Below are 18,841 nucleotides of genomic sequence, written 5' to 3'. Positions count from 1 at the left end.
GTGCGGGAAACTCCGCAAACTCACCGGCAAGAGTGAAGAGGAAACCCGCCATGATCGAAACCCCTTATCTGCTGTTCCTGGGCGACGCGCCCGACATGCTGGCCGCCAAAGTTGCCATCGGCATCCGCGACTGGCGCCCCGACCACGCCGTCGGCCAGATCTCCCTGCCGGGCTGTGGCGCCGACCTGGGCCTCAAGGAAATGACCCTGGCCGAGGCCAAGGAAGCCGGCGCCAAGACCCTGGTGATCGGTGTCGCCAACCGCGGCGGCGTGATCTCGCCCGCGTGGAAAGAAGTGCTGATCGAAGCGCTGGAAATGGGTTATGACCTGGCGTCCGGCCTGCACAACCTGCTGCGCGACGAGGGCGACCTGGTGGCCGCGGCCCAGACCCATGGCGGCACCCTGCACGATGTGCGCGTCCCGACCGTCGGCTACCCTATTGCTAACGGAAAGAACCGCACCGGCAAGCGCTGCCTGGCGGTTGGCACCGACTGCTCGGTCGGCAAGATGTACACCGCCCTGGCGATGGACGCCGAGATGCAGAAGCGCGGCATGAAGTCCACCTTCCGCGCCACCGGCCAAACCGGCATTCTGATCACCGGCCACGGCGTGCCGCTGGACGCGGTTATCGCCGATTTCATGGCGGGCTCGATCGAATACCTGACCCCGGACAACGACGATGACCACTGGGACCTGATCGAAGGCCAGGGCTCGCTGTTCCACATCTCCTACTCCGGCGTCACCATGGCGCTGGTGCACGGCGGCCAGCCGGATGCGCTGATCCTGTGCCACGAGCCGACACGCACCCATATGCGCGGCCTGCCGGACTACGACGTGCCGACCCTGGAAGAGCTTCGCGAGGTGGCCCTGCCGCTGGCGCAGCGGTCCAACCCGGCCTGCCAGATCGTCGGCATCTCGGTCAACACCCAGCACCTGTCCGAGGATGAGGCGGTGAAATACCTGGCCGAGGTCGAAGAGCGCATGGGCCTGCCCGCCGTCGACCCCTACCGCCACGGCGCAGGCCGCCTGGTGGACGCGCTGGCCGCGGTCTGATCTAACACCCCCGCCGGAGGCGCGTGCCGACAGGGCAGGTGCCTCCGGCGGGAGTATTTATGGAAAGATGAAAAGGCAGGCGCCAGGAGTTTCCGGCGCCGTGCCAAGGCCCGCCGCGGCTCGCGCGCAGGGCCGCAGGAAAGGGCAGTTTCATGAACATCACCGTCACCCCGGACGTCTTCAAACTGGCGCAGGTCTTCACCATCTCGCGCGGCTCGCGCACCGAGGCCAAGGTGCTGACCGTGCGGGTGGAGAAGGACGGCGTCACCGGCTGGGGCGAATGCGTGCCCTACGCCCGCTATAACGAGACGCTGGACAGCGTGACCGCCGAGATCGAGGGGCTGCCTGCCGATTTCACCCGCGAGGAGCTGCAAGCGCTGCTGCCGGCCGGCGCTGCCCGCAATGCGGTCGACTGCGCGCTGTGGGACCTGGAGGCAAAACAGGCCGGTAAACGCGTCTGGGAACTGGCAGGCCTGCCGGAGCCGGGGCCTGAGATCACCGCCTACACGCTGTCGCTGGATACGCCCGAGAAGATGCAGGCGCAGGCGGCCGAGAACGCCCACCGGCCGCTCTTGAAGATCAAGCTTGGCACCCCCGATGACATGCCCCGCCTGGAAGCGGTGCGCGCCGGGGCACCCGATGCCAAGATCATCATCGACGCCAATGAGGGCTGGTCAGCAGAAGTTTACGCCGAGCTGGCGCCGCATCTGGTGCGCCTCGGCGTGGAACTGGTAGAGCAGCCCTTGCCCGCGGGCGAGGATGCGGCCCTCATTGGCATGGAGCGCCCGGTTCCGGTCTGTGCGGATGAGAGCTGCCACGACCGTGAGAGCCTGCCGAAGCTCAAGGGCAAGTATGACGTGGTCAACATCAAGCTGGACAAGACCGGCGGCCTGACCGAGGCGCTGAAGCTGCGCGAGCAGGCCCTGGCCGAGGGATACCAGGTGATGGTCGGCTGCATGGTCGGCTCGTCGCTGGCGATGGCGCCCGCGACGCTTGTGGCGCAGGGTGCGGCGGTTACGGATCTTGACGGGCCGCTGCTTCTGGCCGAAGACCGCGAGGAACCTTTGACATTTGATGCCGACGGCGTGCACCCGCCCGTGGCTGCACTCTGGGGCTGAGGAGAATACCATGACCCGTACCGTTTATGTGAATGGCGAATACCTGCCCGAGGGTGAAGCCAAGGTTTCGATCTTTGACCGCGGCTTCCTGTTTGCCGATGCGGTTTATGAGGTGACCTCGGTCCTCGACGGCAAGCTGATCGACTTTGAAGGCCACGCGGTGCGTCTGGACCGCTCGCTGAAGGAGCTGGACATGGCGTCGCCGTGCTCCAAGGAGGAGCTGTTGGAAATCCACCGCAAGCTGGTGGAGCTGAACGGCATCGAAGAGGGCCTGGTGTACCTGCAGGTCTCCCGCGGTTCCGACGGCGACCGGGATTTCGTGTTCCCGTCCGCGGACACCCCGCCGTCGCTGGTGCTGTTCACCCAGAACAAGCCGGGCCTGGCCGACAGCCCTGCCGCCGCCAAGGGTGCCAAGGTGATCTCGATCGAGGACATCCGCTGGGGCCGCCGCGACATCAAGACCGTGCAGTTGCTGTACCCGTCGATGGGTAAGATGATGGCCAAGAAGGCGGGCGCCGACGACGCGTGGCTGATCGAGGACGGTTATGTGACCGAAGGCACCTCCAACAACGCCTATTACGTCAAGAACGGCAAGATCGTGACCCGGCCGCTCAGCAACGACATCCTGCACGGCATCACCCGCGCCGCGGTGCTGCGCCTGGCGGCGGAAGCGCAGATGGAGATCGAGGAGCGCCTGTTCACCATCGAGGAAGCCAAGGAGGCGGATGAGGCCTTCACCACCTCTGCCAGCGCCTTTGTGATGCCAGTGGTGGAGATTGACGGCGTGCAGCTGGGTGACGGCACCCCGGGCCCGATTGCCAAGCGCCTGCGCGAGATCTACCTGGAGGAAAGCCGCAAGAAAGCCGTCTGAGGCTGCTTGCCGGACCGCAACGAAAGGCCGCCAGTTCGGGCGGCTTTTTTCGTTCAAAAGAGAATCAATTCCGCTGTGCCTGGCCGTGCAGAGGGGCCATAAGGCCCGGGTTCGAGAGCGAACAAGCGGTGTATTATGCAGGCCATGGCAACAATGGCTGCTGCTGTATCGGACTGTCCCGGAAAGCCCTGCTTCGGCTCGGAATTTTAACTAATTTTACACAAAATGCGCCCTTAGGCAGGGGAATGGGATAGTCTGGGTTCTGTTGATGGGGACGGGCCGGGGGGCCGCGAGCCAGAACTTCAGACCTTGGAGGTGCAAGATGGAACAGTGCTATCAGCCGGAGATTGGTGAGGCCGTGAACAGCCGGGCAGGGGAGCCCAGCGACGCGGAAATCCTGGCTGCTGTCCGTCAGGTGCTGACCGCCGAGGTGGTGGAGCATCCCGATTACGCTGAGGCGCCTGCCGGCCGGGGGTGGCTGGCTGGCAAGCTCCTGGCGCGGGAGCGTCCGGCATCGGGCGCGCTGGCGGCGCGGCTTTTGGGCCGGTTCCGCGGCTAGGCGCGCCATCCGGGGGGAGCGCACCCAGCTGCGGAACCGCAGCCTGGCAATTTTATTAAATGCATTTGTTGCGACGGCCGCCCAGAACGGGCGGCCTTTTTATGTTCTGCAGGAGGGCAGAAGCCGCGCCGTCGATTGTTTGTGCTAGAGTTGGCAGCACGGAAGGCAGGGGAGGGACGCTGATGCTGGGCTGGCTGAGGATGCAGGTTGCAATGGCGGCGGCGCTGTTTGCGGTGCCCGCGGTGCCTTCGGGGGCGGCGGACTGCGGCGGTGAAACCCCATGCAAAACCGAGAGCGGGGCGTATCACATGGCCCTGCCGGACGGCTGGCAGGGCGGGCCTGCGGTGATCTACCTGCATGGCTACGGCGGCAGCGGCGCCAAGGTTGTCGCGAACAAGGGCTTTATCGGGGCCTTCACCGCGCGGGGCTATGCGGTGATTGCCCCCAACGGGCTGCCCTGGCAGCCGGGCAAGCCCTCCGACTGGTCGGTGCGGGACGGCTGGAACACCTATCCGCGCAACGATGCGGCCTTCCTGCGCGAGGTGCTGGCGGATGCCGAGGCCCGCGCCGGGGTGGATCCGGGCCGGGTGCTGCTGGCGGGCTTTTCCCGCGGCGGCTCGATGGTGTGGGAGATGGCTTGCCTGGCGCCGGATTTTGCCGCCGGTTACGCGGCGGTGTCGGGCGGCTTCTGGCTGCCGATGTCCAGAACCTGCAAAGGCCCTGTGCAGCTGCTCCACATCCACGGCTTTGCCGACAAGGTGGTGCCGCTGGAAGGCCGGGCGATCCAGGGCTCAGTAGCCGACATCGTGCAGGCCGACATCTGGGAGGGGCTGCAGCTGTGGCGGAGGCAAAACGGCTGCCCCAGCAACGCGGCGGGGCATGAGATGGAAGACCGGGTCTGGCGCAAGCGCTGGGACTGCGGAAGCGGCGGGCTGGAGCTGATCCTGCACAAGGGCGGGCACGGCTTGCCCAAGGGCTGGAGCGCCATGGCGCTGGACTGGTTCGAAAGCCGGGAGCGCTGAGGGGGCAGGGCAGGGCTGCCCCGCGGTCCCTTGCGGTCAGCTGCCCTCAGTCAGCCGCTGCCTGAAGAACCCGAGAATTTCATCCCGCGCTGCCAGAGTCGGGCTGCCTGCCTCATCCACCAGATGCGCGGTCATTACGCTGTGCGGGGCGGGGACGTGTTTGGCAAAGAACGGCGGCACCTCTGCGGCGGCGGCGCTGTCCGGCAGGGTGCGGGCGTCGAACCGCTCTCCCAGCGCCTCGGCATACGCCGCAAAGCGCTGCGCCTGGCAGAAGGCGTCGCCCTGGAACCGGTAGGCGAGCACGGTGAGGTCCTCGCGCTCCAGCCGCGCGCGCACGGCGGCCAGTTCCTCGGGCGGGCTTTCGACCTCCGCAGGATTGTCCAGCGGCAGTGAGGGCTGCGCCAGCACGGGTGCCAGCATGGCGGGCTCCAGCATCATTGACAGGGCAAAGTTGCCGGTGAAGCACATGCCGATGGCACCGGTGCCGGGGCCGCCGCATTCCTGGTGCGCGAGGCGCGCCAGCGCCCCCAGCCACTGAGTGACCGGGCTGGCGCCGCCGCCGGCAAAGGCGCGGAACTCGGCGCTGACGCAGGCGCGGCGGAACACCTCTGCGCCGTCCTCCGCCGTGGCCACCGCACCATCGCGGCCGAACAGCGACGGCATGTAGACGGTAAACCCGGCATCCCGCACCCAGCGGGCAAAGCGGGCCACATGCGGGCTGATCCCCGGCATCTCCGCCATCACAATCACCGCCGGTCCCTGGCCGGAAATATGCACGGTTTTCTCCGCATCGTTGAGGGTGATCAGGCGCGGCTCGAAGTCTTCGAGTGCATCGTCGCGGTCCATCGGGCGCTGGGTCATCGGGGCTGTCCTTTCGAATGCGAATCTGAGTCTAAATTTTGAACTCAGGTAGAAATCCCCTATCTGGGTCCACATGTCAAACCCAGCTTCTGATTCCCGTGAAACCCTGCCCGCCGTCCGCCGCCGCGCTCTAGTGCCCAAGGAGCAGTGCCCGATGGCGCTGGCCGCCGAAATCCTCGGCGACCGCTGGACGCTCTTGATCTTGCGGGAGGCGTTTTACGGCGTCTGCCGCTATGACGACATGCGCGAGGATCTGAAGGCGCCGCGCTCTACCCTGACCGACCGGCTGAACATGCTGGTGGCGCGGGGGATACTGGAGAAACAGCCCTATCAGGAGGCGGGCGACCGGGTGCGCCGGGCCTATGTGCTGACCGAAGCCGGGCGCGGACTGGCGCTGACCTTCCTGGCGCTGGCGCAATGGGGGGAGGCGCATGTGACCGGCGGCGCGGCGCCGGTCGGGGCGGCGGACCGGGAGACCGGCGCGCCGCTGCACGTGGCATTGGTGGATGCGGATGGCGTGCCGGTTGATCTTGCGCGCGCCGCCTTGCGGCTGAGGGGCTAAAGCAGCGGCCAGCCCGCCTGATTTCACCTTTGAGCAAATACTCCGGGGTGAATTGGCCGCAAGGCCAAGAGGGGCAGAGCCCCTCTGCCCCGGTTCAGCGGGCCAGCCGCTTACTGCTTGTCGGTGACGTTTTCCTTGAAGGCGACTTCAAAGGCGGCCTGTTTCTCGGCGCTGGCCTCGGTCTGGTAGTTGGCTTTCCACTCATCCATGGTCATGCCGTAGTAGATTTCGCGGGCCTCGGTCTTGTCCATTTCGATGCCGCGTTCGTTGGCGGCTTCCTGGTACCAGCGGGCCAGGCAATTGCGGCAGAAGCCGGCCATGTTCATCAGGTCGATGTTCTGCACATCGGTGCGGTCTTCCATCAGGTGCTTTTGCAGGCGGCGGAAGGCGGCGGCCTGGATTTCGATCTCGGTTTGCTTGTCCATTGCGGAGGTCCTGACTAAGTGCGGGGCGTTTGGGCACAGGCCTAGCAGCCGCGGCGGGGGCGGGCAATGGCGGGGTGCGGCGGGGTCAGATCAGCTGCAGCGCCAGCCACGGCCCCAGCGCGGTGGCAAAGATCACGATCTTGTAGGTGCCGAGCCAGCGGTAGACGGTGAGGCTGACATCCGCAGGCGCCAGCCCGAACATGCGGGCGTGCAGGCGGGCGGTCCAGTCCCGCAGCAGCATCAGAAGCACGGCGGAGAGGGTGAACAGGCCGATATGCAAAACGGTCAGCCAGCCGAAAAAGGCAGAGAGGGTTTCCTGGGTCATGACTGCTCCTTTCCCGGAAAATCCCGCGTTTCCGTTACAGATATGGGGATGTGCCGCCGGTTCTGCAACGCGGGGCCGATTTCCGGCGCGGAAATCGGCCAGGAAAAATTGATACTTCCCGGCCGGAATTCGCGCCGAAGTCCGGGTCAGAGACCGGAGGCCTCCAGCGCCTTGGGCAGGATGCGGGCGAGGCGTTCGGCCCAGGCGTGCTGGCCGGTGTGCTCGGCGATCAGGTCGTTTCGCAGCTCGATCAGCGTGTTGGCGCGGCCCTGTTTGGTGGCGTGGGTTTCGATCGCGTCGCCGGGCAGATAGCCGGTGTAGGGCTCGTTGACGCCGACGCACAGGCCGTCCTCGCGGTTCAGCTCGTCCACGACGAAGGGCGAGAACCGTTCGCCTTCGGGGAACAGGATGCCGATCTCCCAGGGCCGCGGCGGCCGTCCGCGCAGCTGGCGGGTGAAGCTGTGCACCGAGACGATCACCGTGCGGGGGCGTTCCGCCAGCCGCGCCAGTGCCCGGTGATAGGGGCGGTAGCAGTTCTCCAGCCGCTCCTTCAGTTCGGCCTCGCCCGCGTGGCGGTTGGCGGGGATGATGGTGCCGTCATAAAGCTTCATCAGCAGGGTCGGATCGTCCTCGCCGCGGTTGGGGTCGATCACCAGGCGGGAGAAATTCGAGGCCACCACCGGCGCGTCCAGCATTTCGCCCAAGAGCTTGGACACCTCGTAGGCGCCGACGTCATAGGCGATGTGGCGCTCCATATCCTCACGCGGGAGGCCCAGGTCGCCGCCGCCGGCAAAAGGCGGCACATGGTTGGTTGCGTGGTCGCAGGTGATCAGCCAGCGGGCGGGACGGTCTGCGCCGTGAACAAAAAAGGGAGTGTATGTCATGAGCCTGATATGTTTTGCCGCAATCTCTTTACGGGAGTTGCGCGGAAATGGGAATTGGGGGATAAGCACCCGAGCTGTTTGCGGTAACATAATTCAGGCCCGGAGGAGAGGACCCCAATGAAACGATCGCGCAATGTGAAGATTGTCGCCACTTTGGGGCCGGCGTCGGAGACCTATGAGACCATCCGCGCGCTGCATGAGGCAGGGGCTGATGTGTTCCGCCTGAACATGTCGCACGGCAGCCACCCGGAGATTGCCGAGAAGCACAAGATCATCCGCCAGGTGGAGCAGGATCTGGACAGCCCGATTGCGATTCTGGCCGACCTGCAGGGCCCGAAGCTGCGGGTGGGTGTGTTCGCCAACGGCGCCGAGGAGCTGGAGGAGGGCGCCAAGTTCCGCCTCGACCTGGATCCGGCGGAGGGCGATGTGTCCCGCGTGTGCCTGCCGCATCCGGAGATTTTCCAGGCGCTGGAGCCCGGCGCGCATCTCTTGGTCAATGACGGCAAGATCCGCCTGGTGGTGGACGCCTGCGGCCCGGATTTTGCCGACTGCACGGTGGAGACCGGCGGCACGATTTCCAACCGCAAGGGGGTCAATGTACCGGACGTGGTGCTGCCGCTGGCCGCCTTGTCGGACAAGGACCGGGCGGATTTGGAGTTTGTGTGCGCCCTGGGCGTCGACTGGCTGGCGCTGTCGTTTGTGCAGCGGGCCAAGGATGTCTATGAGGCGCGCGCGCTGGCGGATGGCCGCGCGGCAGTGCTGTCGAAGATCGAGAAGCCGCAGGCGGTGGAGGATTTCGAGGCCATCCTGGACGCCTCAGACGGCATCATGGTGGCGCGCGGCGATCTCGGCGTCGAGCTGCCGGTGGCGGCGGTGCCGCCGATCCAGAAACGGCTGGTGCGCAAGTGCCGGGCCGCGGCCAAGCCGGTGATCGTGGCGACCCAGATGCTGGAAAGCATGATCGAAAGCCCGATGCCGACCCGCGCCGAGGTCTCCGACGTGGCCACCGCGATCTATGAGGGCGCCGATGCGGTGATGCTGAGCGCCGAAAGCGCGGCCGGCCAGTATCCGGTGCAGGCGGTAAAGACCATGGACAAGGTCGCCATCGAGGTCGAGGCCGACCCGACCTACACCCAGATCATCACCGCCTCGCGCTCCGCCAAGGGCACCACGGTGGCCGACGGCATCGTCGCCGCGGCGCGGGAGATCGCGGAGAAGACCGAGATCAAGGCGATCTGCTGTTTCACCCAGTCCGGCACCACCGCGCTCCTGACCGCGCGGGAGCGTCCCGGCGTGCCGATCATCGCGATGACCCCGGTCAGCGCCACGGCGCGGCGGCTGTGCCTCAGCTGGGGCTGCAAATGCGTGATGACGCCGGAACTGGACCGCTTCAAGGGCGCGGTGGTCAGCGCCGCGCGGGCGGCGCGGTCGGGCGGCTATGCCTCCGAGGGCGACCAGATCGTGGTCACCGCGGGCGTGCCCTTCAACGTGCCGGGCACCACCAACATCCTGCGCATCGCCCCTTGCGACGAGCGGCTGATCTACAGCACCGATCCGGAGTGACCCGGTCCGCTGCCCCGGGCTGATGCGGCAGGGGGCGGCGGCAGCCGCCAGATTGAAATCCCGCCGCAGGCGCCTACCATTTTCCCTAGGTTCGTTTTGTTCCGGGGGGGAAGGAATGGATACTGATCTGGCGCTTATCCTGGGGCTCGTGCTGGCAGGGCTGTCGGTGCCGGCGGCGCTGTCCGCGGCCAGCGAACAGCGGCCGCCGCGCTTTCCGGCAGTTGCCATACTGGCGGCCATCGGCCTGATCGGCTATGCCGTTGGAATGAACCCCGGCGGTTACAGCCTGGCTGATATCCCGGAGGCGTTTTTCCGGGTCGCCGGGCAGCTTTTCTAGAGAATCCGCTTGCCCATCCCGCCTGCATTGCTTAAAGGGCAGCTCTGTTCCGCGCGGCCGGCCTTTCTTAGGCATGCCGAGTCGCGCGTCTAGCGAACCTGCATTGAAGGAGACGGAAATGCCCAAGATGAAGACGAAGTCGAGCGCCAAGAAGCGCTTCAAGGTGACCGCGACCGGCAAGGTCATGGCTGGTCAGGCCGGCAAGCGCCACGGCATGATCAAACGCACCAAGAAATTTATCCGCGACGCCCGCGGCACCACCACCCTGTCCGCACCGGACGCAAAGATCGCTAAGGGCTTCATGCCCTACGACCGCTAAGAGGAGATCTGAGATATGTCCCGCGTAAAAGGTGGTACCACGACTCACGCCCGTCACAAGAAGGTCATCAAGGCAGCCAAAGGTTACTACGGCCGCCGCAAGAACACCTTCAAGGTTGCCCGTCAGGCCGTCGACAAGGCGAACCAGTACGCAACCCGCGACCGTAAGAACCGCAAGCGCAACTTCCGCGCGCTGTGGATCCAGCGTATCAACGCCGCTGTGCGTTCGCATGACGAAGCGCTGACCTACTCCCGCTTCATCAACGGCCTGAACCTGGCCGGCATCGAAGTGGACCGCAAGGTTCTGGCCGACCTGGCCGTGCACGAGCCCGAAGCCTTTGGTGCGATCGTGCGCCAGGCACAGGACGCGCTGGCAGCCTAAGGCTCCGGAGTTTTCGAATTCAGAAAAGGCCGCCCTGGTCGGGGCGGCCTTTTTTGCTGCTTGGGGGGCGCTATACGGGGCAGGCGAGCATTGGATCGGCTGCAAGCGGCACCCGGCCTACATGCTGGAATGTCCGGGGGAGGGCGGCTTGCCGCCTGAAATGCCAGCGCTAGTTAGCCTGTTCAGCACCGCAGGAGGTTGAAAATGCCATACTCTCAAAGCCAGCTGGACGATCTTGCTAAGCGCTACACCGAAGCTTGGAACTCACTAGTGCCTGAGCAGGTCGCGGCTTTCCATGCTCCGGACAGCAGTATCGTGATCAACCGTGGGGAGCCTTCGAGCGGTCACAGCGGCGTCACCGAGATGGCTGCGGGGTTTCATACGGATGTGCCTGACCTGCATCTTACCTGCGATGGCATCCGCGGGGCCGGCGCCCACGTCTTGTACATGTGGACGTTCACAGGCCACCATGCCGGGACCGGCAATCCGCTCAAGGTAAGCGGCTGGGAAGAGTGGGAGTTGGGCGGCGGCATGAAGATTACCTCCTCCCTGGGATGGTTCGACGCAGAAGACTACGAGCGCCAGGTCTCAGGATAAGGTCTGACGGGCGCGGCGGGGCAGGCCTGTTCACCCATTCCGGCAGATTCCGCGCGCCTGCACCGTTCAGCCCTGGCGCGGCACCCGCAGGCTGAAGACAGTCAGCCGTTCATCCGACTGCACCGACAGGAGGCCGCCGTGGCCCTTGGCGATCTGCTGGGCGATGAACAGCCCCAGCCCGAGGCCGTTCTGCGACTCCCGGGTTTCGGCGCGGGTGAAGGGTTCGAACAGCAGCGCCACGGTGTCCGGCGGGATCGGCGTGCCCTCGTTGGCGACGGAGAGCACGAATTCGCCGCTCTCGTCACGGGCGCTGACCTGCACCGGCTTGCCGGGGGTGCCGTGCGTCACCGCGTTGGCCAAGAGGTTGGAGACCAGCTGCGCGATCCGGCTCGGGTCGCAGTCCAGCGGATCGGCGAAACTGTAGTCCTCCTGCAGCGGAGTGTCGGGGTTGGCCAGGCGGATCTCCTCCACCGTCTGCTGCAGCACCGGCAGAAGCGGCGCTTCGCGCGACCGGGCGATTTCGATCCCGTCGCCGAGGCGGGAGCGGGCGAAATCGAGGATATCGTTGATCAGCGCCGACATGCGGGTGACCGACTGGCGGCCCAGGGCGAGGATTTCCAGCGCCTTGGCCGATTGCGGCTCATTTTCCAAGAGCCGCAGAGCGGCGCCGACCGCCGACAGCGGGTTGCGCAGGTCGTGGCCCAGCACCGCGATGAACTGCTCGCGGAAATGGGCTTCCTGCTCGCGGTTTGCGAGGTGGGCCGCGTTTTCCTTGGCTTGAGTCACGTCACGGGCGTTGCAAATAAACCGGTCCCCTTCCGGCACTGCGTTCCAGGACAGCCAGCGGTAGCTGCCGTCCTTGTGGCGGTAGCGGTTCTCGAACTGCAGCACCGGCTCCCCGTGCTTGAGCCGTTCAAAGGCGGCTTCGGTCCGGGACATGTCGCCGGGGTGCAGGAAGTCGAAGAATTGGCGGCTTTCGATTTCCGCGGGCAGCAGGCCGAGGGTCCGGAACCAGGCGGGGTTGGTGTCGGTGAATATGCCGGAGGCATCGACCACGCCCAACAGGTCGGGCGTGACCTTCCAGGTCAGGCTGGTGCGGTCGATATGGGTGGGCATGGGCGCGGTTCCCGAGCAGCGTCAACGCGCCATTTTGCACATGCCGCAAAGTATCTGGCAAGCCTCAAGGTATTGGATCGGCGGGAAAATGCATCTTCCGCGTGCATCAGCCGCGCCCGGCGGCCCGCAGCCTGCAGCGGCGCCTACCACATCCTGGACTTGGCGTATTCCGCGTAGCCCGCGTCATAGGCGCCGGCCTCGAAATCCTGCTGCTGTTCCTGCAGAAACTGGCCTGCGGTGGGCACCGCGGGGCGGTCTGCCTCCGGGTCCCACAGGCGCGAGCGCATCAGCGCCTTGGCGCATTGGAAGTAAAGCTCTTCGATGGTGATCACTGCCACGGTGGCGGGCCGCAGGGACTTGCGGGCGAAATGCGCGCGCGTTTTCTCGTCTGCGGTCAGCACGGCGGTGCCGTTCACCCGCACCACGTTGTTGCAGCCCGGCACCATGAACATCAGGCTGACCCGCGGGTCGCGGACGATGTTGCGCAAGCTGTCGATGCGGTTGTTGCCGCGCCAGTCGGGCAGCCAGAGGGTGCGGCTGTCCGCCATATGCACCACCGGGCCGTCATCGCCGCGGGGGCTTGCGTCGGTGCCTTCAGGGCCGATGGTGGACAGGACCAGGAACCGCGCGGCGCCGATCCAGTCGCGGTAAAGCGGCGTCAGATGGCTTGTGACCTTGGTCAGCGACTGCGGCACCGGGGCGCCGTAGATCTCCTCAAGCTCATTGGTGCTGGTGATTGTCTGCATGGGTCCGGCCTCCTTTTGGTTGCGTTTTACCTTGCCCTTTCGTGGTGATGGGGCCAGTTTTTGCGCAAATGGGCCAGAATGCGGATATCCGGCGGCGGGGGTCGTCCTCGTCCGATGCGGTGCAGATGCTGCCGCATGGGGTGGCGTCCTATGCGCGCACCTACCCGGACGGCTATGTCTCCGCCTGGCATGACCACCCGCGCCATCAGCTGGTCTATGCGGTGGCCGGGCTGATGATGGCAGAGGCCGGCGGCACCACCTGGGCGGTGCCTGCGGGGGCGGGGCTGATCGTGCCGGCAGGGATGCTGCACGAGATCCGCATGGCGGGCGAGGTGCAGCTGCAGTCGCTCTATATCGATCCGGCGGAGCCGGGGGCGGAGATGATGGCGGAATGCCGGGCCGTGGCCATCTCCGCGCTGCTGGCCCGGCTGATCGCGGCGCTGTGCGCCATGAACAACCCCTGGCCGCTGCCGCCGCGGGCGCATCATCTGAGCCGGCTGATCCTGATCGAGCTGGGCACGGCGGAGAAATCGCCGCTGGCGCTGCCGTATCCGGCGGACGACCGGCTGCGGCGGGTTTGCGATGCGCTGATGGACAGCCCGGGCAGCGTGCAGACCATTGACCATTGGGCGGCGCTGGCGGGGATGAGCCGCCGCAGCTTCACCCGCCGGTTCCAGCAGCAGACGGGGCTGAGCTTCGGCGGCTGGCGCAACCGCCTGCGCTGCCAGATCGCGCTGCGGGCCGCAGCGCGCGGTGAGCGGATGGAGCAGGTGGCGCAAAGGCTGGGCTACGCCAGCCGCCAGTCCTTGCAGACGATGATGCGGCGGCTGGCTTGAACGCAGCCCGGCTGCATTCGCGTGCGGTCCGGAAAATTGGTACACTCCGGCTGATGGAGGGTGCCATGGGTAAAGGGTCATTTTTCGAAACCGAGCCGGGAGTGGAGCTGTACTACGAAGACCACGGGGACGGCCCGCCGATTGTTTTTGTGCCGGGCTGGACCTTCACCACCGAGGTGTTCCAGCACCAGTTTGCGCATTTTTCCAAGCACCACCGGGTAGTGAGCTTCGATCCGCGCAGCCAGGGGCGCTCAACGCTTGTGCTGACCGGCAACGATTACACGACGCAAAGCGCGGATCTTTGCAGGCTGATCGACCATCTCGGGCTGCAAGACCCGGTTCTGGTCGGCTGGTCCGCGGCCTCGCTCACGGTGTGGGGCGTTGTCCGCAATAGGGGCACGGCACCGCTCCGGGGGATCGTCACCATCGACATGCCGCCCGCGCCGCTGACCGGCTGCGGCGAGGACTGGACGGAGTTCGACATGCCCGGGGCGATGGCGTTTTACCAGGCGCTGATGACACCGAAAGGCCACCGCGACATTGTCACCTGGTACGCCCGGGAGATCATGGTGCAGCGGGACCTGACGGAAGCGGAGCTGGATTGGATCGTGTCCCAGTCCACCTCAACCCCCTGCTGGGCGGCGGCGGCCTATTGCGCGGCGGAATGGTTTTCGGACTTTCTGCCAGAGGCCAAGGCAGTGGATCAGGCGCTGCCGGGGCTGTTCGTGGTCGCGGACAGCTCGGCGGACAAGGCGCTGCCCTATCTGCAGCGGCACCTGCCCAATACCGGTGTGGAACTTCTGGGCGGGCACTTCATGTTCTGGGAGCACCCGGACCAGTTCAATGCAGTGCTGGACGCCTTTATTGCCCGGCTGGCCTAGGCCCTGCGGACCGGCGCCGCAAGGCCGCCACTGGCCCCGGCAGCGCGATCTGCCGCCTCAGGCGGCAATTCCGTGCGGGCCGTGGCGGATGATCGCCCACTGGCCGTAGCTGTCGTCCAGATCCAGCTTGATCGCTGCGTCGGACTTGGTGGAGGCGCTGCCGATCTCGGCCAGGGTGAATTCGATCCCGCCGGGGATGTCGATCCGGACCCGGTGCTCGCCGCCGCCATGCGGGGCCTGGATCGGGCGGCCGGTGGAGGTGACCAGCCCTTCGATGTCCAGCTTGGCGGTGCGGTTTTCGATGTCCACCTCGTAGTCGATCCGCTTGATCAGCGTCTCGTGCACGGTGTCGCACATGGCGCGGAACACCCACCAGTGGGTGGCTTCCTCATCGGTTTCGCCGCCAAGCATCACGGTTTCCAGCGCCGCGCGCTGGGCGTCGGTGGCGCGGTCGTCGATGATCGCCTGCAGCGCGCCCTTGCCCTCAAAAACCGGGCCGGGCCAGGCATAGAACAGCGCGGCGCGGGTGCCGGTCAGGTCGGTATCGCCGAAATGGCCCTTGTCGATATGGATCACCTCGAACCCGGTGCAATGCCCGTGGGTGGGCAGATCCTCGAACTGGCAGGGGCAGCCGTAGTTGCAGTTGCAGTTCCCGAAGCTTGGGCCTTCGATATACCAATCCACATGTGCCATGGCTGTCCTCCGGTTGTTCTGCTGAATGGGATGCGCTGGGCCGCGCACCGCAAGTATAGCACAAAACCGGCAGCCATGCCGGGCCGCGGGTCAGGCGCGGCCGCTCTCCGCCGCGGCGACCGGGAACAGGCGATCATAGGCGAGGGTGAAGCCGTAGGTGTAGACCACCACGAAGGAGGTCACCGTCAGGTCGGCGGCCAGCCCCTGCAACAGGCCCAGGTTCAGCCACCAGATATAGACCGGCAGCGAGGTGAGCAGCAGCGTCGCCTCAAACCCTGCGGCATGGAGCAGGCGGCCCAGCGGCGAGCGGTCGCTGGCGACCCGGCCCGCCCTGGCATCCGCGTGATCGAAGATCCAGTTGTAGAGTAGGTTCAACAGCATCGCCTTGACCGACAGGAAGGCGCCCAGCAGTCCGATGTCGCTGAGCGGCTTGTCGAAGAAAGCCGCGCCGACCGGCACCAGCATTGCCATCAGCAGGATTTCGAAGCTGATGGTGTAGCGCAGCCGGTCCTTCGCCGTGCGCATTGCAACTTTGCCTGCCATCCTGTGCCTCCTTCTTGCGGGTTTGGGCTGCGGGGGTGAGCGTTGCCTTTGTTCTATCCGCATTTCATGATGCATCCAGTCAGAATGTATCTGAAAGTTAGATAGGTGAGCCGTGATGTCCCCCGAAACCCTGCAGGCTTTTGTGCTGGCCGCCGAACTGGGCTCTTTCTCGGCAGCAGCCCGCAGGATGGGCAAGGCGCAGTCGGCGGTTTCCACTGCGATTGCCAATCTGGAGATCGACTGCGGGCTGCAGCTGTTTGACCGCAGCGGGCGGTCGCCGGTGCTGACAAGGGCGGGGCAGGAGATGCTGCCGCACGCGCGCGGGATCCTGTTGGGCCAGCGGGAGTTTGCCGCCAAGGCGGCGTCGATGGCGGAAGGGGTGGAGGACAGCCTGTGCCTGGCGGTGGAGCAGGGGCTGAACCTGGCGCCGCTGCTGGAGGCGTTGCGCGGCTTTGCCGAAGCCTATCCGCATGTGGCGCTGGAGATTTTGTCGGCAGGCCCCAACGGCACCGCGGCGCTGCTGAAGGAGGGGCGTGCCGATCTTGGGCTGATGACAGAGCAGGAAAGCTATCCGGAGGGCTTTCAGTTCCGCGGTGTCGGCCACACGGCGGTGGTGCCGGTCTGCGGGCGGGATCACCCGCTGGCCGCCCTTGGCCCGCTGGCCCACCGCGACCTGCGGGCGCACCGGCAGCTGGTGCTGCAAAGCCGCGCTCAGGAAGCGCGCTGGCTGATCGGGGAAACCCACAGCGCCACAATCTGGTCCGCGGAGAACCCTGCCATGATCGTCGAGCTGCTGCAGCAGGGGCTGGGCTGGGCCGAACTGCCGCTGCCCGCTGTGCTGCCGCATCTGGAAAGCGGCGCGCTGGTGCGGCTGCGCTTTGGCTTCCAGCAAAGCGATGCGCTGGCCGGTATCGACGTGGTCTGGACCGCGCGGCGGGTGCTGGGGCAGGCGGGGCAGTGGCTGCAGCAGCACCTCTTGAAGCTGCCGCAGGAGGCGTGGCGGTGCTGAGGGGCAGCTGCCGGTAAAAGACCGCAGCTAAAGGCCCACCTGAAGCGAAAGGCGGCCAAGACTTGCCAGTGGCTCTGGCGTTTGCAATGGCCTTGGGAAGAGCTGCGCGCAATTAAACCCTGGAACCGTTCACTCAACGAGGCCCAGATCACAAATTAGAACCTTAACGGGGCTGTCGCTTCGATTGTAGAACCAGTGGTCGGTTTCCGCATCTTCAACCAAGGCGGTTTCGGTGCCCTCTGGGTATTCCCGTTCACCCTCCGGCCGGCCTTCTATCCAAGTGCCTTCCAGCGTGTAGACAAGCCCGGGCCGAGTCGTGTGATCGTGCCGTGCGACCTGTCCTCCGGGAGCGACTGTCGCTAGCCGTAATTGCAAGAAGTAACCTTCGAGACCGGTCTGCTTTTTCATGGATTCCTCGGGGACAACACCCAACTTTGAAACGCTGATCCCTTTGTGTTCCGTTGGAGGTGTTTCCTGTGCCGTCACGGCGATAACGCCGAAGCTTCCCATCAAAGCTCCGGCCGCGAACAGCAGTGAACCTAGGATTGCAGGTTTCATGCTTCCCATCGTGCTCTCCTGTTTGGCTTTGAATGGTTCCATATTAACAGAATTCTGCGGCCAATTCCTGAAACCGAAGGTGTCGGTTTGCCGGCAAGCGAATGCGGGCGTGGTTCCGGCATTTTGAGCCATTGTGACAGGAGGGCGCTTTGTTCGCAGGCTCGCATCATTTCCGCGCAGCACGCCCCCGCAACACAGACGCCCGCCATCCGTCCCCGCCCTCTTGCTTTCAGCGGCCCTTGTGGTAGCAGGGCACAAGCAGAATTCGAGGGGCCGTGATGGACGATCTTAAAGCCAAATACCTGGGTCAGATTGCAGAGGCCGCCGACGAGGCGGCGCTGGAGGCGATCCGCCTTGCCGCCGTCGGCAAGAAAGGCGAAGTGGCGCTGAAGATGCGCGAGCTGGGCAAGATGACCCCTGAAGAGCGCCAGGTGGCGGGCCCGGCGCTGAACGCGCTGAAGGATGAGATCAACTCGGCCCTCACGGCCAAGAAGGCAGGCCTGGAAGATGCGGCGCTGGATGAGCGCCTGCGCACCGAGTGGCTGGACGTGACCCTGCCGTCGCGCCCCGCGCGCCAGGGCAGCCTGCATCCGATCAGCCAGGTGCAGGAAGAGATCACTGCGATCTTCGCCGAGCTGGGCTTCTCCGTTGCCGAAGGCCCGCGGATCGATACCGACTGGTACAACTTCGATGCGCTGAACATCCCCGGCCACCACCCGGCACGCGCCGAAATGGACACGTTCTATATGCACCGTGCCGAAGGCGACAACCGCCCGCCGCATGTGCTGCGCACCCATACGTCGCCGGTGCAGATCCGCTCGATGGAGAAGATGGGCGCGCCCCTGCGCATCATCTGCCCGGGCGGTGTTTACCGCGCCGACTACGACCAGACCCACACGCCGATGTTCCACCAGGTCGAAGGCCTGGCGCTGGACAAGGACATCTCGATGGCGAACCTCAAGTGGGTGCTCGAGGAATTCGTCAAATCCTTCTTCGAGGTGGACGACGTCGAGCTGCGCTTCCGCGCCTCGCATTTCCCCTTCACCGAGCCGTCGGCCGAGGTGGACATCCGCTGCTCCTGGGAGGGCGGCACACTGAAGATCGGCGAGGGCGACGACTGGATGGAGATCCTCGGCTCCGGCATGGTGCACCCCAAGGTGATCGCGGCCGGCGGCATCGACCCGGAGATCTACCAGGGCTTTGCCTTCGGCATCGGCATCGACCGCCTGGCGATGCTGAAATACGGCATCCCCGACCTGCGCGCCTTCTTCGACAGCGACCTGCGCTGGCTGCGCCACTACGGCTTCCAGAGCCTGGACATGCCGGCGCTGCATGGCGGTTTGAGCCGGTAAACCCTCCAAAGGTTCAGAACTTTCGCCCGGCCGATCGGCCGGGCAGCGCCCGTCCCGTCCCCCACGGGGCGGGCGCTGCCCTGCAAGTTTAGTCCTCAGCGCGGATTCAAGGCCGAGAGGCCGCCGCGCCATCGCCTGACCGCCCGCACGGGCAGGCGATTTAGTAATGCAGGCGCACCAGCCAGACGTCGTACGGACTTGGCAGGGATAAACTGCCAAACACTGCTGTTG

General features: G+C 65.7%; 24 protein-coding genes. 15 read left to right on the top strand and 9 right to left on the bottom strand.

The genetic code is table 11. From position 1 onward, the window contains the following. Positions 1 to 50 precede the first annotated feature (50 nt). From dgcN to KUW17_RS13435, 5 genes are all read left to right on the top strand, one after another. Positions 51 to 1,052 carry an N-acetyltransferase DgcN gene (gene dgcN, locus KUW17_RS13455; RefSeq protein ID WP_222479949.1) on the top strand — a complete coding sequence of 334 codons (1,002 nt, stop codon included), beginning with the start codon at positions 51 to 53 and terminating at the stop codon, positions 1,050 to 1,052. A gap of 152 nt (positions 1,053 to 1,204) precedes the next feature. Beyond that, on the top strand, positions 1,205 to 2,170 hold the full coding sequence (dgcA, locus tag KUW17_RS13450; protein ID WP_222479947.1) for an N-acetyl-D-Glu racemase DgcA: 966 nt from the start codon (positions 1,205 to 1,207) through the stop codon (positions 2,168 to 2,170). Positions 2,171 to 2,180: 10 nt separating this feature from the next. Continuing rightward, entirely contained in the window at positions 2,181 to 3,041 is an 861-nt protein-coding gene (locus KUW17_RS13445; protein ID WP_222479945.1) for a D-amino-acid transaminase, read from the top strand. A 322-nt stretch (positions 3,042 to 3,363) separates the two neighbouring features. Then, entirely contained in the window at positions 3,364 to 3,600 is a 237-nt protein-coding gene (locus tag KUW17_RS13440; protein ID WP_222479943.1) for a hypothetical protein, read from the top strand. A 182-nt stretch (positions 3,601 to 3,782) separates the two neighbouring features. Then, a complete protein-coding gene (locus tag KUW17_RS13435) occupies positions 3,783 to 4,622 on the top strand; it encodes an alpha/beta hydrolase family esterase (protein WP_222479941.1) in 840 nt (279 codons plus the stop codon). A 36-nt stretch (positions 4,623 to 4,658) separates the two neighbouring features. Here the strand turns inward: KUW17_RS13435 and KUW17_RS13430 are convergent, their stop codons facing one another. Further along, a complete protein-coding gene (locus tag KUW17_RS13430) occupies positions 4,659 to 5,483 on the bottom strand; it encodes a dienelactone hydrolase family protein (RefSeq protein ID WP_222479939.1) in 825 nt (274 codons plus the stop codon). A 73-nt stretch (positions 5,484 to 5,556) separates the two neighbouring features. Here KUW17_RS13430 and KUW17_RS13425 point away from each other — a divergent pair, with 73 nt between their 5' ends. After that, complete coding sequence (locus KUW17_RS13425) at positions 5,557 to 6,045, top strand: winged helix-turn-helix transcriptional regulator (protein ID WP_261397202.1); 489 nt, start codon at positions 5,557 to 5,559, stop codon at positions 6,043 to 6,045. A gap of 110 nt (positions 6,046 to 6,155) precedes the next feature. Here KUW17_RS13425 and KUW17_RS13420 read toward each other — a convergent pair whose 3' ends face one another. The 3 genes from KUW17_RS13420 to KUW17_RS13410 form a co-directional block, all read right to left on the bottom strand. Continuing rightward, positions 6,156 to 6,470, bottom strand: a complete 315-nt coding sequence (locus KUW17_RS13420) for a DUF1244 domain-containing protein (RefSeq protein ID WP_065269639.1) — start codon at positions 6,468 to 6,470, stop codon at positions 6,156 to 6,158. Between the two features lie 85 nt (positions 6,471 to 6,555). After that, positions 6,556 to 6,795, bottom strand: coding sequence for a DUF6868 family protein (locus KUW17_RS13415; protein ID WP_222479937.1), 240 nt, complete (start codon positions 6,793 to 6,795; stop codon positions 6,556 to 6,558). 146 nt (positions 6,796 to 6,941) lie between these two features. After that, positions 6,942 to 7,679 carry an N-formylglutamate amidohydrolase gene (locus tag KUW17_RS13410; protein WP_222479935.1) on the bottom strand — a complete coding sequence of 246 codons (738 nt, stop codon included), beginning with the start codon at positions 7,677 to 7,679 and terminating at the stop codon, positions 6,942 to 6,944. 117 nt (positions 7,680 to 7,796) lie between these two features. On the opposite strand from KUW17_RS13410, the gene pyk reads away from it, so the two are divergent. From pyk to KUW17_RS13385, 5 genes are all read left to right on the top strand, one after another. Then, positions 7,797 to 9,242: a pyruvate kinase gene (pyk, locus tag KUW17_RS13405; protein WP_222479933.1), complete on the top strand. Its 1,446-nt coding sequence runs from the start codon at positions 7,797 to 7,799 to the stop codon at positions 9,240 to 9,242. Positions 9,243 to 9,357: 115 nt separating this feature from the next. Next, complete coding sequence (locus KUW17_RS13400) at positions 9,358 to 9,579, top strand: hypothetical protein (protein WP_222479931.1); 222 nt, start codon at positions 9,358 to 9,360, stop codon at positions 9,577 to 9,579. Between the two features lie 118 nt (positions 9,580 to 9,697). Then, a complete protein-coding gene (gene rpmI / locus KUW17_RS13395) occupies positions 9,698 to 9,898 on the top strand; it encodes a 50S ribosomal protein L35 (RefSeq protein WP_222479928.1) in 201 nt (66 codons plus the stop codon). Positions 9,899 to 9,913: 15 nt separating this feature from the next. After that, entirely contained in the window at positions 9,914 to 10,279 is a 366-nt protein-coding gene (rplT, locus tag KUW17_RS13390; RefSeq protein WP_008206278.1) for a 50S ribosomal protein L20, read from the top strand. Positions 10,280 to 10,483: 204 nt separating this feature from the next. Then, positions 10,484 to 10,876, top strand: coding sequence for an ester cyclase (locus KUW17_RS13385; protein ID WP_222479926.1), 393 nt, complete (start codon positions 10,484 to 10,486; stop codon positions 10,874 to 10,876). A 66-nt stretch (positions 10,877 to 10,942) separates the two neighbouring features. On the opposite strand, the gene KUW17_RS13380 is transcribed toward KUW17_RS13385, so the two are convergent. Together KUW17_RS13380 and KUW17_RS13375 are read right to left on the bottom strand one after the other, a co-directional pair. Further along, positions 10,943 to 11,992: a PAS domain-containing sensor histidine kinase gene (locus KUW17_RS13380; protein ID WP_222479924.1), complete on the bottom strand. Its 1,050-nt coding sequence runs from the start codon at positions 11,990 to 11,992 to the stop codon at positions 10,943 to 10,945. Positions 11,993 to 12,135: 143 nt separating this feature from the next. Then, positions 12,136 to 12,738 (bottom strand): pyridoxamine 5'-phosphate oxidase family protein, encoded by a 603-nt coding sequence (locus KUW17_RS13375; protein WP_222479922.1) that lies wholly within the window; start codon positions 12,736 to 12,738, stop codon positions 12,136 to 12,138. A gap of 68 nt (positions 12,739 to 12,806) precedes the next feature. Here KUW17_RS13375 and KUW17_RS13370 point away from each other — a divergent pair, with 68 nt between their 5' ends. Then, on the top strand, positions 12,807 to 13,574 hold the full coding sequence (locus tag KUW17_RS13370) for an AraC family transcriptional regulator (protein WP_222479920.1): 768 nt from the start codon (positions 12,807 to 12,809) through the stop codon (positions 13,572 to 13,574). Positions 13,575 to 13,639: 65 nt separating this feature from the next. Beyond that, the gene (locus KUW17_RS13365; RefSeq protein ID WP_222479917.1) at positions 13,640 to 14,455 is read left to right on the top strand and encodes an alpha/beta fold hydrolase; all 816 of its coding nucleotides are present in this window, start codon (positions 13,640 to 13,642) and stop codon (positions 14,453 to 14,455) included. Positions 14,456 to 14,512: 57 nt separating this feature from the next. On the opposite strand, the gene KUW17_RS13360 is transcribed toward KUW17_RS13365, so the two are convergent. Both KUW17_RS13360 and KUW17_RS13355 read right to left on the bottom strand, forming a co-directional pair. Continuing rightward, positions 14,513 to 15,148, bottom strand: coding sequence for a DUF1326 domain-containing protein (locus tag KUW17_RS13360; protein WP_222479916.1), 636 nt, complete (start codon positions 15,146 to 15,148; stop codon positions 14,513 to 14,515). 90 nt (positions 15,149 to 15,238) lie between these two features. Next, on the bottom strand, positions 15,239 to 15,691 hold the full coding sequence (locus KUW17_RS13355; protein ID WP_222479914.1) for a PACE efflux transporter: 453 nt from the start codon (positions 15,689 to 15,691) through the stop codon (positions 15,239 to 15,241). Positions 15,692 to 15,806: 115 nt separating this feature from the next. Here KUW17_RS13355 and KUW17_RS13350 point away from each other — a divergent pair, with 115 nt between their 5' ends. Continuing rightward, positions 15,807 to 16,700: a LysR family transcriptional regulator gene (locus KUW17_RS13350; protein WP_222479912.1), complete on the top strand. Its 894-nt coding sequence runs from the start codon at positions 15,807 to 15,809 to the stop codon at positions 16,698 to 16,700. 129 nt (positions 16,701 to 16,829) lie between these two features. Here the strand turns inward: KUW17_RS13350 and KUW17_RS13345 are convergent, their stop codons facing one another. Further along, positions 16,830 to 17,390 carry a cupin domain-containing protein gene (locus KUW17_RS13345; protein WP_222479910.1) on the bottom strand — a complete coding sequence of 187 codons (561 nt, stop codon included), beginning with the start codon at positions 17,388 to 17,390 and terminating at the stop codon, positions 16,830 to 16,832. A 146-nt stretch (positions 17,391 to 17,536) separates the two neighbouring features. Here KUW17_RS13345 and pheS point away from each other — a divergent pair, with 146 nt between their 5' ends. After that, entirely contained in the window at positions 17,537 to 18,610 is a 1,074-nt protein-coding gene (gene pheS / locus KUW17_RS13340) for a phenylalanine--tRNA ligase subunit alpha (protein WP_222479908.1), read from the top strand. Positions 18,611 to 18,841 lie beyond the last annotated feature (231 nt).

This window comes from Leisingera aquaemixtae (assembly GCF_019801145.1).
GTDB lineage: Bacteria > Pseudomonadota > Alphaproteobacteria > Rhodobacterales > Rhodobacteraceae > Leisingera > Leisingera aquaemixtae_A.
This window is presented reverse-complemented; position numbering and strand designations above follow the sequence as displayed.